12 protein-coding genes and 2 pseudogenes are annotated in these 12,973 nt (G+C 70.3%); 11 read left to right on the forward strand and 3 right to left on the reverse strand.

Annotated elements, in window-relative coordinates; translation table 11 throughout:
- Positions 1–2 precede the first annotated feature (2 nt).
- From gatA to gatB, 3 genes are read left to right on the forward strand one after another with little or no spacing between them, the layout of a single operon-like run.
- Positions 3–1,511, forward strand: a complete 1,509-nt coding sequence (gatA, locus tag FGD71_RS45270; RefSeq protein WP_119106456.1) for an Asp-tRNA(Asn)/Glu-tRNA(Gln) amidotransferase subunit GatA — start codon at positions 3–5, stop codon at positions 1,509–1,511.
- On the forward strand, positions 1,508–1,750 hold the full coding sequence (locus FGD71_RS45275; protein WP_119106457.1) for a hypothetical protein: 243 nt from the start codon (positions 1,508–1,510) through the stop codon (positions 1,748–1,750). The genes gatA and FGD71_RS45275 overlap by 4 nt, the downstream gene beginning before the upstream one ends.
- Positions 1,751–1,766: 16 nt before the next feature.
- Positions 1,767–3,278 (forward strand): Asp-tRNA(Asn)/Glu-tRNA(Gln) amidotransferase subunit GatB, encoded by a 1,512-nt coding sequence (gene gatB, locus FGD71_RS45280; RefSeq protein WP_119106458.1) that lies wholly within the window; start codon positions 1,767–1,769, stop codon positions 3,276–3,278.
- 132 nt (positions 3,279–3,410) lie between these two features.
- Here gatB and FGD71_RS45285 read toward each other — a convergent pair whose 3' ends face one another.
- Together FGD71_RS45285 and FGD71_RS45290 are read right to left on the reverse strand one after the other, a co-directional pair.
- On the reverse strand, positions 3,411–4,844 hold the full coding sequence (locus tag FGD71_RS45285) for a DHA2 family efflux MFS transporter permease subunit (RefSeq protein ID WP_240437080.1): 1,434 nt from the start codon (positions 4,842–4,844) through the stop codon (positions 3,411–3,413).
- Complete coding sequence (locus FGD71_RS45290; protein ID WP_119106459.1) at positions 4,841–5,452, reverse strand: NADPH-dependent FMN reductase; 612 nt, start codon at positions 5,450–5,452, stop codon at positions 4,841–4,843. The genes FGD71_RS45285 and FGD71_RS45290 overlap by 4 nt, the downstream gene beginning before the upstream one ends.
- Positions 5,453–5,549: 97 nt before the next feature.
- Between FGD71_RS45290 and FGD71_RS45295 the strand changes: the two genes are divergently transcribed.
- From FGD71_RS45295 to FGD71_RS45325, 8 genes and pseudogenes are all read left to right on the forward strand, one after another.
- Positions 5,550–6,197 (forward strand): TetR/AcrR family transcriptional regulator, encoded by a 648-nt coding sequence (locus FGD71_RS45295; protein WP_119106460.1) that lies wholly within the window; start codon positions 5,550–5,552, stop codon positions 6,195–6,197.
- A gap of 206 nt (positions 6,198–6,403) precedes the next feature.
- Positions 6,404–8,743 (forward strand): MMPL family transporter, encoded by a 2,340-nt coding sequence (locus tag FGD71_RS45300; protein WP_119106461.1) that lies wholly within the window; start codon positions 6,404–6,406, stop codon positions 8,741–8,743.
- Entirely contained in the window at positions 8,721–9,305 is a 585-nt protein-coding gene (locus FGD71_RS45305) for a GNAT family N-acetyltransferase (protein WP_119106462.1), read from the forward strand. Before FGD71_RS45300 ends, FGD71_RS45305 begins: the two co-directional genes overlap by 23 nt.
- A gap of 35 nt (positions 9,306–9,340) precedes the next feature.
- Complete coding sequence (locus FGD71_RS45310; RefSeq protein WP_119106463.1) at positions 9,341–9,925, forward strand: hypothetical protein; 585 nt, start codon at positions 9,341–9,343, stop codon at positions 9,923–9,925.
- 175 nt (positions 9,926–10,100) lie between these two features.
- Positions 10,101–10,283: a hypothetical protein gene (locus tag FGD71_RS45315; RefSeq protein ID WP_119106464.1), complete on the forward strand. Its 183-nt coding sequence runs from the start codon at positions 10,101–10,103 to the stop codon at positions 10,281–10,283.
- Positions 10,284–10,594: 311 nt separating this feature from the next.
- Positions 10,595–10,699: pseudogene (locus FGD71_RS49520) on the forward strand (ATP-binding protein); the annotation flags it as partial.
- A 55-nt stretch (positions 10,700–10,754) separates the two neighbouring features.
- A pseudogene (locus FGD71_RS45320) lies at positions 10,755–11,447 on the forward strand (helix-turn-helix transcriptional regulator); the annotation flags it as partial.
- A 39-nt stretch (positions 11,448–11,486) separates the two neighbouring features.
- Positions 11,487–11,687 carry a DUF6191 domain-containing protein gene (locus FGD71_RS45325; protein ID WP_119106466.1) on the forward strand — a complete coding sequence of 67 codons (201 nt, stop codon included), beginning with the start codon at positions 11,487–11,489 and terminating at the stop codon, positions 11,685–11,687.
- A 17-nt stretch (positions 11,688–11,704) separates the two neighbouring features.
- On the opposite strand, the gene FGD71_RS45330 is transcribed toward FGD71_RS45325, so the two are convergent.
- A complete protein-coding gene (locus FGD71_RS45330; protein WP_119106467.1) occupies positions 11,705–12,907 on the reverse strand; it encodes a PQQ-dependent sugar dehydrogenase in 1,203 nt (400 codons plus the stop codon).
- Positions 12,908–12,973 lie beyond the last annotated feature (66 nt).

Here is a 12,973-nt window from a genome sequence, read left to right on the forward strand (position 1 = left end):
CCATGACGGACAACAGCAACGTCAACATCATCAGGCTCACCGCGGCCGAGATCGCGCAGAAGATCGCCGCCGGTGAGCTCACCGCCGTCGAGGTCACCGAGGCCCACCTCGCCCGTATCGGTGCCGTCGACGAGAAGGTGCACGCCTTCCTGCACGTGGACCGCGAGGGTGCTCTCGCCCAGGCCCGCGCCGTCGACGAGAAGCGAGCCAAGGGGGAGAAGCTCGGGCCGCTCGCCGGTGTGCCGCTCGCGCTCAAGGACATCTTCACCACCGAGGGGATTCCGACCACCGTCGGGTCGAAGATCCTCGAAGGGTGGATTCCGCCGTACGACGCCACCCTCACCAAGAAGCTGAAGGCCGCCGACGTCGTCATCCTCGGCAAGACCAACATGGACGAGTTCGCCATGGGGTCCAGCACGGAGAACAGCGCGTACGGTCCCACCGGCAACCCGTGGGACCTGACCAGGATTCCCGGCGGCTCCGGCGGTGGATCGAGCGCCGCCCTCGCCTCCTTCCAGGCCCCCCTCGCCATCGGTACCGACACCGGTGGCTCCATCCGCCAGCCCGCCGCCGTCACCGGCACGGTCGGCGTGAAGCCGACGTACGGCGGCGTGTCGCGCTTCGGCATGGTGGCGTTCTCGTCCTCCCTCGACCAGGGCGGGCCCTGTGCCCGTACCGTCCTGGACGCGGCCCTCCTCCACGAGACCATCGCCGGTCACGACCCCCTCGACTCGACGTCCATCGACGCGCCGGTACCGCCCGTCGTCGACGCCGCTCGCAACGGCTCCGTCGCAGGCATGCGCGTCGGTGTCGTCAAGCAGTTCCGCGGCGAGGGCTACCAGGCCGGTGTCGTCCAGCGTTTCGACGAGGCGGTCGCGCTCCTCAAGGAGCTGGGCGCCGAGATCGTCGAGCTGGACTGCCCGTCCTTCGACCTGGCGCTCTCCGCGTACTACCTGATCGCCCCGAGCGAGTGTTCCAGCAACCTCGCCCGCTTCGACGCCATGCGCTACGGCCTGCGCGTCGGCGACGACGGCACGCACTCCGCCGAGGACGTCACCGCCCTCACCCGTGCGGAGGGCTTCGGCGACGAGGTCAAGCGCCGCATCATGCTCGGCACGTACGCCCTGAGCTCCGGCTACTACGACGCGTACTACGGCAGCGCCCAGAAGGTCCGCACGCTCATCACGAAGGATTTCGAGAAGTCCTTCGAGAAGGTGGACGTCATCGTCTCGCCGACGACCCCGACGACCGCCTTCCCGATCGGCGAGCGCGCCGACGACCCGATGGCGATGTACCTCGCCGACCTGTGCACCATCCCGACCAACCTGGCGGGCAACGCCGCCATGTCGCTGCCCTGCGGCCTCGCTCCGGAGGACAACCTCCCGGTCGGCCTGCAGATCATCGCCCCCGCGATGAAGGACGACCGCCTCTACAAGGTGGGAGCCGCCGTCGAGGCCGCCTTCGTGGAAAAGTGGGGGCACCCGCTGATCGAGGAGGCTCCGTCACTGTGAGCAAGGCACTGTCGAAGGCCAAGGGCTTCAAGAAGTCGAAGTCCGGTACGTACCTGTCCATGGCCACCACCGCGTTCGGCGCCGTCTCCGTCGTGAAGCAGGCCAAGAAGGCCCGCCTCGAGAACGACACACTGCGCCTGGTCGACGCGGCCGTGTCCGCCGCCGCCATCGTCACCGGCCTCGCCATCCTCTACCGGGAGCTCAAGCGCCTGGGCGACGACGACGTCCTGCTGGGCTGAGAGGGAAAGTTTCACCGTGACTGTCACGACTGATCTGGTGTCGTACGAGGACGCGCTCGCGTCGTACGACCCCGTCATGGGCCTCGAGGTCCATGTCGAACTCGGCACCAAGACCAAGATGTTCTGCGGCTGTTCCACGGCCCTCGGCGCCGAGCCGAACACCCAGACCTGCCCCACCTGCCTCGGCATGCCCGGCTCGCTCCCGGTCATGAACAGGACCGGTGTCGAGTCCGCGATCAAGATCGGCCTCGCGCTGAACTGCGAGATCGCCGAGTGGTGCCGCTTCGCCCGGAAGAACTACTTCTATCCGGACATGCCGAAGAACTTCCAGACCTCCCAGTACGACGAGCCGATCGCCTTCAACGGCTATCTGGACGTCCAGCTGGAGGACGGCGAGGTCTTTCGCGTGGAGATCGAGCGCGCCCACATGGAGGAGGACACCGGCAAGTCCACGCACGTGGGCGGTGCGACGGGCCGGATCCACGGCGCCTCGCACTCCCTCCTCGACTACAACCGTGCCGGCATCCCGCTCATCGAGATCGTCACCAAGCCGATCGTCGGCGCGGGCGAGCGCGCTCCCGAGGTCGCCAAGGCGTACGTCGCCGAGCTGCGCGAGCTCATCAAGGCGCTCGGTGTGTCGGAGGCCCGCATGGAGATGGGCCAGATGCGCTGCGACGTGAACCTCTCGCTGCGCCCCAACGGCACCGAGAAGTTCGGTACGCGCTCCGAGACGAAGAACGTGAACTCGCTGCGTTCCGTCGAGCGTGCGGCCCGTTTCGAGATCCAGCGGCACGCGGCCGTACTGTCCTCGGGCGAAACGATCGTCCAGGAGACCCGGCACTTCCACGAGGACACGGGCTCCACGACCTCGGGCCGGGTGAAGGAGGAGGCGGAGGACTACCGCTACTTCCCCGAGCCGGACCTCGTTCCGGTCGCTCCGGCCCGTGAGTGGGTGGAGGAGCTGCGGGCGGGCCTGCCCGAGCTGCCGCGCGTACGCCGCAACCGGCTGCGCGAGGAGTGGGGCATCTCCGCGCACGACATGCAGTCGATCCTGAACGCCGGCGCGATCGGTGCGATCGCCGCCACGATCGACGCGGGCGCCGACTCGACCGCGGCCCGCAAGTGGTGGATGGGCGAACTGGCCCGGCACGCCAACGAGTCGGGCCGTGCGATCGACGAGCTGCCGATCACGCCCGAGCAGGTTGCCAGGGTCGCCGCCCTGGTGTCCGCCGGCGACCTCAACGACAAGCTGGCCCGTCAGGTCATCGTGGGCGTGCTCGCGGGCGAGGGCACCCCGGACGAGGTCGTCGAGAAGCGCGGACTGAAGGTCGTCTCGGACGAAGGTGCCCTGACGACCGCCGTCGAGGAGGCCATCGCCGGCAACCCGGCCATCGCGGACAAGATCCGCGGCGGCAAGGTGGCCGCGGCGGGCGCCCTCGTGGGCGCCGTCATGAAGGCCACGCGGGGTCAGGCCGACGCGGCCCGCGTCAAGGAGCTGATCCTGGAGAAGCTGGGCGTCGAGGGCTGACGGTGCGCTCCGCTTGAGGCGCGCGAGGGGGTGCACCTGGGTTACCAGGTGCACCCCCTCGCCCGTGCTGTCCTGAGGGCTCCGCCCCCAGACCCCCGATCGCCCTTGGGGCTCGTCCTCGATCTCCCCCAGCTACCGCTGGGAGGTGCCCCCGGACGGGCTCAATCGTGGCAGCCGCATCGCCATCGGCAACGCCAGTGCCATCAACCCCGCCCCGCACAGCAGCGTCGTACGGAATCCGTCCGTGGCCGTCAGCAGCAGAGCGGTGAGCGCCGTGCCGACGGACGCGGCGATCTGGAGGATGATGTTCAGCGCCGTGCTGCCGGCGGCCACCTCACTGTCCGCTAGGCCGCGCGTGGCCGAGGCCATCACGGGCATGTTGGTCATGCCGACACCGGTGCCCATCAGGGCGAGCGAAGCGACCAGCCGCCAGTACGGGGTGCCGGGCCCCGCCTGGACGGCGAAGGCGAGGAAGCCCGTGACGGCGCACAGGACGCCCGGCACGACGATCGCGCGCGTCGCGACGCGGTCCGAGACACGGCTGGAGAACTGCATCACCGTGCCGCTGAACAGGAACTGAGGAGCCATCAGCAGCCCGGCCTCCGTGGCGCTCAGGCCGCGCTCCTGCTGCCAGTACAGCGGTACGAGGATCATCGAGCCGAAGTACGCGGCCGAGAACGGCACCACCGTCGTCACCGCCCGGCCGACCGACGCCCTGCGCAGCAGCCGCAGGTCGAGCAGCGGATGGGGCGCCCGGGGCGCCCGTACGGCGAAAGCGGTCACCAGCGCCGCACCCGCGACGAGCGGGACAAGAACCCCGGCGTCACCGAAACCGCCGCGCTCGCCGCCCAGTGTCAGGCCGTAGAGAAGAGCGGCGAGGCCCGGGGAGAGGGTCAGCAGTCCGGCCAGGTCCAGCGGGCGGCGGATCCGCTCGTCGTCGGAGCGCATGACGCGCGCGCCGAGCAGCAGGGTCAGGGCACCGACCGGGACGTTGACGAAGAAGATCCAGCGCCAGGAGAGCGAGTCGGTGAAGACACCACCGAGGATCGGTCCCGCCATCGGGCCGATGAGCACGGGAATGCCGAGGAGGCCCATCATCGTGCCTTTGCGTTCCCGCGGCGCGGCCCGCAGGACCACGGTCATCGCGACCGGCATGATCATGCCGCCGCCGAGCCCCTGCAGCACCCGGAAGGCGATCAGCGAACCGGCGTTCCAGGCGAGGCCCGTGAGCCCCGAGCCGAGCGTGAAGAGCGCGACGGCCGTGAGGAAGACCCGCTTGGCGCCGTACCGGCCCACCGCCCAGGCGGTGACCGGGATGACGGTCGCCAGAGCGAGCGAGTAGCCGGTCACCGCCCACTGGATGACGGACAGCGGTGCTTCGAAGGCACGCGACAGGTGGTCCAGCGCGACATTGACGATGGTCATGTCGAGCACCGTCATGAACGAGCCGAGGATCACCACGCCAGCGAGGGCCAGGACGTGCCGGGGGATGGCGGGCAGGGGCGAACCCCCGGGCCCCTCGGACCCCCCGGAACCCCCGCTCCGCGTGGGCAGTGTGGCGCTCACCGCGCACCGTAGGCGGCGTGGGACCGGCCGGCCCGCAACGTCCGGCCCCACCAGGTCAGTTGGTCCAGCATTCCCTTGCCCGCGCCCTCGGGGATGTCGGGGCGCAGGAGTGAGCCGTCCTCCGCGAAGTTCTCCCACGCCATGTGGAAGCTGACCGAGTCCCGCATCGTCACGGCATGCAACTCGGCGAAGACCAGCCGCAGTTGCTCGACAGCGCGCAGACCGCCGCCGAGGCCGCCGTACGACACGAAGCCGACCGGCTTGGCCTGCCACTGCGTGAAGTGCAGGTCGATGGCGTTCTTCAGGGGCCCCGGGAAGCTGTGGTTGTACTCGGGCGTGATCACCACGAAGGCGTCGGCCGCCTCCAGACGCGCCGTGACCGCGGCGGCCTCCGGATGGGGCTCCGCGGAGGCGACGTGGGGCAGTGCGTGCTCGGCCAGGTCGATCGGGTCGAGTTCGAGATCGCCGCGCTGGGCGGCGAACCGCAGGAACCAGTCGGTGACCACGGGCCCGAAGCGGCCCTCGCGGGTGGAACCGGTCAGCACGGCGACCCGGAGCGGGGCGTTCGCCGGGCTCGGGAAAAGGGGGGCGTTTGATGAAGTCGTCATGCCGAGAAAAGTACAACGCTCATGGCAATAAATGCAACGAGCGTTGTAACTTTCCTGGTCCGGCTACCGTGACAGGCGACAGGAAGGGGCAGGACGCGTGAGACAGGGGCTCGCTGAGAAGCGGCAGGCGATCGTGCGAGGGGCGCGCCGGGTCTTCGGGCGCGACGGTTACACCCGCGCCGGCATCGACTCCATCGCCAAGGAGGCGGGAGTCTCCACCCGGACGATCTACAACCACTTTCCCGAGGGCAAGGCGCAGCTCTTCCGTGCCGTCGTCGTGGAGGGTTCCGAGGAGGTCGTACGGGCCCATGTCGACGCCCTCGACCGGCGGTTGTACAAGGTCACGGACCTGGAGGCCGACCTCGTCGACTTCGCGCACGCCTGGATGGCGCCGATGTACCAGTACCGCGACCACTTCGCCCTCGTGCGGCAGCTGCGCGCGGAAGTCGGCCACATCCCGCAGGAGTTCCTGGACGCCTGGCGGGCGTCCGGCCCTGATCGCGCACTCAAGGAGGTGGCGGCCCGGTTCCGGGAGCTGGCCGAGGAAGGGCACCTCGACGCTCCGGACCCGGAGCGGGCCGCGACCCACTTCCTCTGGCTGACCGGTGCCGAGATCAGCGACCGCACGTACCAGGGGGCGGTCCCGATGCCGGACGAGGAGCGGAACGAGCTGATCGTCTCCGGGGTGCGGGCGTTCCTGCACGGCTATCTGCCGCACCGGGGGGAGTTGTCCCGGGAGGTGTGAGACGCGGGGGTGAGAGACGCGGGGTGGACAGGTTTTGTGAGGGGGTTCACATGGCTGGGTTGTGGCCCTCCCCGCACCTCTGTGAGTAAGGGCACGAAAACGACTAACGATCTCGTAACTCTGTAAGAGTGGGCCGCGCATTGCTCATGTGTTCTTTGCGGGTTGTTCCCCGGTAAAGATCCACGAAATCCCAGGGAGCACGTCCCGTGGCAGCACTTGCGCGCTGGTGTGTCAGGCACCGTCTTGTCGTCGTTCTGTTGTGGATCCTTGCGCTGGGCGGCACGACCGCCGCCGCTGCCGTCGCGGGATCGGCCTACTCGAACGACTACAAGGTGCCCGGCACGGAGTCCGGCCGCGCGACGGAGCTGCTGCGGGAGGGATTCCCGGAGCTCGGCGGAGACAGCGACACGATCGTCTGGCACACCACACCCGGCTCGGTGCGCGCCGCTGACGTCGAGCAGACGATGACCCGCACCCTGGACAAGATCACCGAGCTGCCCGGAGTGGCCTCGGTGGTGAGCCCGTACCAGGGTCAGGGCCAGGACCCGGGGCAGGAGCCGAACCAGGGCCTGAACCAGGAGCAGGGGAAGGGGCGGGGCCAGGACCAGGGCTCGGGCCGGGAAAAAGCGCAGGCCCCGGGCCGGATCAGCGGTGACGGACGTACCGCCTATGCCACGGTCTCCTTCGAGGAACCGTCCAACGACATCGACAAGGCGGACGTCCAGGCAGTCGTCGACACCGCCAAGGACGCGGAGGCCGACGGCCTCCAGGTCGAGCTGGGCGGCAGCGCCGTCGGGCTCACCGAATCGGAGGGCGGGCACATCGCCGAGGCCGTCGGCGTGATCGTCGCGGCCGTGGTCCTCTTCCTCGCCTTCGGCTCGCTCGCCGCCTCGCTGCTGCCCATCGCCACCGCACTGGTGAGCGTCGGCACGGCATACGCCGGGATCGTGCTGCTCGGGCACTTCATGACCGTCGCCGACTTCGCACCGATGCTCGGCATGCTGGTCGGACTGGGCGTGGGCATCGACTACGCGCTGTTCATCGTGACCCGGCACCGGCGCGGCCTCAAGCGCGGACTGCCCGTCGAAGAGGCCGCGCGGAACGCCGTGGCCACCACCGGGCGCGCCGTCGTCTTCGCGGGCGCAACCGTTTGCATCGCCCTGCTCGGCATGCTCATCCTGCGGCTCAGCTTCCTCAACGGCGTCGCGATCGCCGCGTCCCTGACCGTGCTGCTCACCGTCGCGGCCTCCGTGACCCTGCTGCCCTCGCTGCTCTCCTTCATCGGCATGCGCGCCCTCAGCCGCCGTGAGCGCCGCCGCCTGGAAGAGCACGGCCCCGAACCGGAGCTGCCCACCGGGCTGGCCGCGCGCTGGTCCGCCTTCGTCGAGCGGCACCCCAAGCTGCTCGGCGTCGTCGCCGTCGCCGTCATGGCCGTGCTCGCCCTGCCGACGCTCTCGCTGCACCTGGGCACCTCGGACCAGGGCAACAACCCGGAAGCGGCCACCACACGGCAGGCGTACGACCTCGTCGCGGACGGCTTCGGACCCGGTATGAACGGTCCGCTGACCCTCGTCACGCCCGTCGACGGGGCCGAGGACCGGCTCGCGCTCGACAACCTCGACACCACGCTCCGGTCGACCGAGGGTGTGCGGACGGCGTCTCCCGTGTCGTACAACGCGGACGGTGACACGGCGTATCTCACCGTCGTACCGGACTCCTCGCCGCAGTCCGAGAAGACCAGCGACCTCGTCGACCGGCTGCGCGACGACGTGCTGCCGCGCGCCGAGGCGGACACCTCGCTCGACCTGCATGTCGGCGGGGTCACCGCGGGCTACGACGACTTCGCCGACGTCATCATCGGCAAGCTGCCGCTGTTCGTGGGTGTGGTGATCGGGCTCGGCTGCGTCCTGCTGCTGCTCGCCTTCCGTTCCCTGGGCGTCCCGCTCAAGGCCGCCGCGATGAACATCGCCGCCGTGGCGGCCGCCTTCGGGGTGGTCGTGGCGATCTTCCAGTGGGGCTGGGGCGGTGAGCTGCTGGGCCTCGGCCGCGGGGGCCCGATCGAACCCTTCCTGCCCGTGATCATGGTGTCCGTGCTCTTCGGGCTCTCCATGGACTACCAGGTCTTCCTGGTCAGCCGGATGTACGAGGAGTGGCTGGAGACCGGTGACAACCGGCGTGCCGTCCGCGTCGGTCTCGCCGAGACCAGCCGGGTGATCAACTCCGCCGCCGTGATCATGATTTCGGTCTTCCTGGCCTTCGTGCTCAGCGGCGACCGCGTCATCGCGATGTTCGGCATCGCGCTCGCCGCGGCGGTCGCCCTCGACGCCTTCGTCCTGCGTACGCTCCTGGTGCCCGCCCTGATGCACATGCTGGGCGGCGCCAACTGGTGGCTGCCGCGCTGGCTCGACCGCCGTCTGCCGCGCATCAGCATCGAACCGCCGGAGTGCCGTGCTCCCCATGCGACGATTCCCGGTGCGCGCGACGGCGCGCTCGTGGACGTACTCATGAAGGAGCGGCAGCAGGATGTACGCGATATCCCTGGGTGACGACGGCGCGGAACTTCGTCCTCTGGACCCCTGGCGGGCCGAGGAGTTCCTCGCGCATCTCGACCGCGGGCGCGAGTTCATCACGCAGCACGTGCCCTTCGGTCTCAAGGCCACGGACGTCGACTCCGCGCGGGCGCTGCTCCAGTCGTACGCGGACAAGCGCGCCGCCGACAGCGGCAGCCTGCACGGGCTGTGGCTGGACGGGAAGCTCGTCGGCGGACTCCTCTTCCGGATCTTCGACGCCGAGACCGGTACCTGCGAACTCGGCTGCTGGCTGGAACCCGCCGCGACCGGCCGCGGCCTGATCACGCGCGGCGCCCGGGTCCTCATCGACTGGGCGGTCGACGAGCGCGGCATGCACCGCGTGGAGTGGCACGCCTCCTCCGCCAACGAACCGAGCCTGAACGTGGCGCGGCGGCTCGGGATGAGCCGTGACGGCGTGCTGCGGGAGCACCACCCCTACCGGGGGATCCGGCAGGACGTGGAGGTCTGGTCGGTGCTCGCGGGGGAGTGGCGGGCCGCACGCGCGCGTGCCGATCGATACGCGCGGCCCGATCATTAAGAGACTTCTCATACAGCGTCCGTACGGTGCGGAGCATGGGTACCAAGACAGTTGACGAGGCCGGAGTCGACACCGGCACCGAGGCGAAGCGCGACAAGGAGGACGTAGAGCTCACGAAGGACGCCGACACGGCCGATGACCAGGCCGACGTCGAGGCGCGGGACGAGAGCGAGCAGACGGGCCCGGACTTCGACGAGGGCGCCGGTACGGACACCGGTGGCTCCGGCGTGGGCCAGGGAGCCGCTGCCGTCGTCTCCGCCGGGCTCGGCATCGTCTCGCTGACCGGCAGCTGGGTCGGCACCGTGGCCCAGGCACGCGACTCGCTGTACGGCCAGCTGGAGGTCGCGCAGAACTCGGGCGTGGGCACACAGCTCAAGCAGCTGTACGGCGACTCCTGGAACGCCCAAGCGGCGGTCGCCGGGTTCTTCGCGCTCGCCGCGCTGATCGTCGGCGTCGTGGTGCTCGTCCGGCCCGCGTTCGGGAACCCGGACCGGCTGCAGGCCCCCTGGGTCAAGTCGGTCGCCTGGGCCGGCGTCTCGCTCGGCGTCATCGGGCTGCTGCTCGCCGCCCTGAAGTACACCGACATCCTCCTGTCCCTTCCCTCCGCCCCCACCGGCTGAACAACCGCACGTCCTGAGGGGCCTTAGGTTCGCCGTAAGCCGCTTACGGTGCGCCTAAGGCCCCTCGTACGCGGAAGATGCGGAACTCTCCCGATGTGGCGGACCCCCCTTGGAGACGAAGGTTGAGGCATCGCAACGAGCGAAGCCGAAACCGACTCTTCACGAGGGGTACGAGATGTTCGCGTACGAGCTCCACCAGATCCGTTCCGCCGAGCTGATCCGCGAGGCCGACAACTACCGTCTGGCGCGGCAGGCGGTAAGCGCCCGCCGCGCCGCCCGCCGCTCGGCGAAGGACGATCCCGAAGGGCAGGTGAGCCACTCGCAGCCGCGCCGCCACCGCTTCCCCCGCGCGGCGTGACCCCGCCCGGGGAAGACGCCGGGGCCGGGAGCCCGGGGGGACTCCCGGCGCAGCGTCGCGCGGCCCGCGATCCGCAGGGCCGCGCGGACCCCGAACTCCAGGGGCGTGCGGACCCCGAACTCCAGGGGCGTGCGGACCTCGAACTCCAGGGACGCGCGGACCCCGAACCCCAGGGACGTGCGGAAGTCCCGCCGCAGCGACCCGCCGAGCCGCGGGCAATAATCGCTGCCGGTCTGTCAGGGGCCTGTGCGATGCTCGATGTTGTGCAGACCAGGTCCGTCAGTCCGGTCTTCGTCGGTCGCGCCGACGAAATGGGCGCGCTGAACGATGCGCTCGCGCGAGCTGCCGCGGGTGAGCCGCAGACGTTGCTGCTCGGTGGTGAGGCCGGCGTCGGAAAGACCCGGCTCATCGAGGAGTTCGCCGCCACGGCCGCCCGCGACGGCGCCGTCATGGCACTCGGCGGTTGTGTCGCTGCTGGCCGCCGCCGGCGCGGAGGCCGACGCCCGCGGACTGCCCGTCGCCGCACCGGGCCGCACCGAGACCGTGGACCGCATCCGCACGGCGGCCAAGTCACTGGCCACCGGCGCACCCGTCTGGCTCGCGTACGAGCAATGGGTCCGCGCCGAACTCCAGCGCGCCGAAGGCAGGGACACCCCGCCCGTATGGTCCGAGGCGGTCACCGCCTTCGAACCGCTCGAGCGCCCCTACGACCTCGCCCGCGTCCGGCTGCGCCTCGCCGAGTCCCTGCTGACCGCCGGCGGCGAGGACGAGCGCGACCGGGCCGCGGAGTTGCTGCGCCTGGCCCTCGCCGTCGCCGACCACCTCGGCGCCCGCCCGCTGGCCGAGTCCATCTCTCTGCTCGCGCGGCGCGCCCGGCTCGTCCTGGCGCGCGACCAGGAGCCGGCCGCCCTCACCCACGTCGACCAGGTCAAGGCGCTCGGCCTCACCAGCCGTGAGCGTGACGTCCTGCGTCTGGTCGCCGCCGGCCGCAGCAACCGCCAGATAGCCGAGGAACTCTTCATCTCCCCGAAGACGGCCAGCGTCCATGTCTCCAACATCCTCGCCAAGCTGAGCGTCTCGGGCCGGGGCGAGGCGGCGGCAGTGGCGCACCGGCTGCGGCTGTTCGCGCTTCCGGAGGCGCCCGCTGCCCAAGCGACAGGGTGAGGTATACGTTGTAAAGGACCCCGGGCCCAGGGAGGCGCCGTGTTCAACATGTTCGAGGAGCTCTTCGCACCAGGCCGCAAGCACACCAACGACGAGCGCAGGCGGCTGGAGCTGACGCGCGTGGACCTGAACGACGGTGACCCGGGACGCGGGCCGATAGACCTGTCCTCCGGCAAGGTGGTCGTACGCCTGCCGACGCAGGCGCAGCCCCAGTCGCCCACCCAGCCGCCCGAGGACTGACGGCGGCTGCCGCCGGCCTACTTCACCTCCAGCTCAAGGATCTTGTCGTCCCCCGACTCGGGGGTCCCCCGGCCGTCCGTCTCGCTCGTCATCAGCCACATTTTGTCCCCGCCGGCGGAGACCACCGTGCGCAGGCGGCCGTGGACGTCCTCGAAGAACGCCTGCGGGGCCGCCGCGGCCGTCGTGCCGTCCAGCGGGATGCGCCAGAGGCGTTTGCCGCGCAGGCCGGCCATCCAGACCGAGCCCTCCGCGATGGCGATGCCGCTCGGCGAGGAGTCGGCCACGGGCCACTGGGCCACCGGGTTGATGTACTGGGAGTCGTCGGACTTGCCCTCCACCTCGGGCCAGCCGTAGTTGCCGCCCGGCCGGATCTGGTTCAGCTCGTCCCAGGTGTCCTGGCCGAACTCCGAGGCCCACAGCCGCTGTTTGCCGTCCCAGGCGAGACCCTGGACGTTGCGGTGTCCGTACGAGTAGACGGGGGAGTCGCCGAACGGATTGCCCGGTGCCGGCTCGCCCTCCGGGGTCATGCGCAGGATCTTGCCGCCCAGCGACTTCTTGTCCTGCGCCAGCGGCCCCTCGTACCGCTCGCCGGTCGTGGCGTACAGCATCTTGTCGGGGCCGAAGGCGAGGCGGCCGCCGTTGTGGTTCGTGCCCTTCGGGATGCCCCGCAGGATGATGTCGGGGGCGCCCAGCTGCCGGCCCGCCGGCTTCTTGGGGTCGTACGGCATCCGCACGATCCGGTTGTCCGAGGCGCTCGTGAAGTACGCGTAGACCATGTGGTCCGAGGCGTACTCCGAGGAGAGCACGATGCCCAGCAGACCGCCCTCACCGGCGGGGGAGACCCCCGGCACCGTACCGAGCTCCGTCTTCTTGCCGGTCTTCGTGTCGACCCGGAGGATCGTGCCCTCGTCCCGCGACGACACCAGCAGGGCATCCTCCTCGGGCAGCGGCGCGAGACCCCACGGGCTGTTCAGGCCCTCGGTGACGGTCCGCACGACCTTCGCCGAGCCCTTCGCCGGCGCGGCGTCTTCCCCCTTCCCCCGCGAGGGCGGCGCCGAGGCGCCCGGATCCGAGGCGCCCGCCGAGGAGCCGCCGCCCTTTTCGTCGTCGCCCGAGGAGCACCCGGCCGTCAGCAGAAGCGCGGCCGCGGCCAAGACGGCGGTCACAGCTCGATGTCGCACGATCAGGATCCCTTCGACGCGGCAGGTTCTACTGTTCATACACCGCAACCGCCTCACAGGTTCCCGATCTCCGGACGCGGATCGCGGCGAGACCTTTACACGTCC

Origin of the sequence: Streptomyces sporangiiformans (assembly GCF_005768555.2) — a bacterium.
Taxonomy (GTDB): domain Bacteria; phylum Actinomycetota; class Actinomycetes; order Streptomycetales; family Streptomycetaceae; genus Streptomyces; species Streptomyces sporangiiformans.